The sequence below is a fragment of the Sandarakinorhabdus rubra genome (assembly GCF_010994245.1).
Taxonomy (GTDB): domain Bacteria; phylum Pseudomonadota; class Alphaproteobacteria; order Sphingomonadales; family Sphingomonadaceae; genus Sandarakinorhabdus; species Sandarakinorhabdus rubra.
This window is the reverse complement of the sequence record NZ_WMHO01000479.1, coordinates 1-533: the sequence shown is the minus strand read 5'-3', so window position 1 is coordinate 533 and position 533 is coordinate 1. Positions and strand designations below refer to the sequence as shown.

1 protein-coding gene and 1 pseudogene are annotated in these 533 nt (G+C 74.9%); both read right to left on the bottom strand.

Annotated features, from left to right (window positions below; genetic code table 11):
* Positions 1 to 256, bottom strand: a 256-nt coding sequence (locus GJV64_RS15400; protein WP_164158404.1) for an iron chelate uptake ABC transporter family permease subunit, incomplete at its 3' end; no start/stop codon positions are given.
* Positions 253 to 533 (bottom strand): annotated as a pseudogene (locus GJV64_RS15395) (hypothetical protein); the annotation flags it as partial. The gene GJV64_RS15400 and the pseudogene GJV64_RS15395, both read right to left, overlap by 4 nt.

Here is a 533-nt window from a genome sequence, read left to right as displayed (position 1 = left end):
GCGCCGCGCCGGTGGATGGCCCCAGCACGTCGGGCGAGGCCAGCGGGTTGCGGAGCAGCGCCTGCGTCGCCGCACCAGCGCCGCCCAGCCCGGCGCCGATCAGCAGGGCCAGGCCGGTGCGCGGCAGGCGCAGCTCGATGAAGAGGGTCTGCGCCAGCGCGGGATCGCGGGCGTGGACGGCGGCCAGGTCAACCGGGCCGATGGCCAGTGACACCAGCGCCAGGGCCAGGCACAGCAGGGCAAGGCGCAGGGTCATCGTGCCAGGGCCGCCTTAAGGCGCTTGATCTCGGCCGGCATGGCGCCGCCGCCGCACAGGAAGGCCCGACCATCGACACTGATTCGGCGCGAGGGCAGTCGCGCCAGTGCCGGGTGCTGCACCCAGGCCTGCGGCTGGGAGAATTGCGCGGGGCGATAGCGGCTGACCAGCAACAGCGGTGGCGGATCAGCGAGCAGCGCCTCCATCGCCACCGGGCCGGACTGGCGCTGCACGACGCCAGCCAGCCGCAGCCAGCCGGCCGCCAGCCCGTCCATCG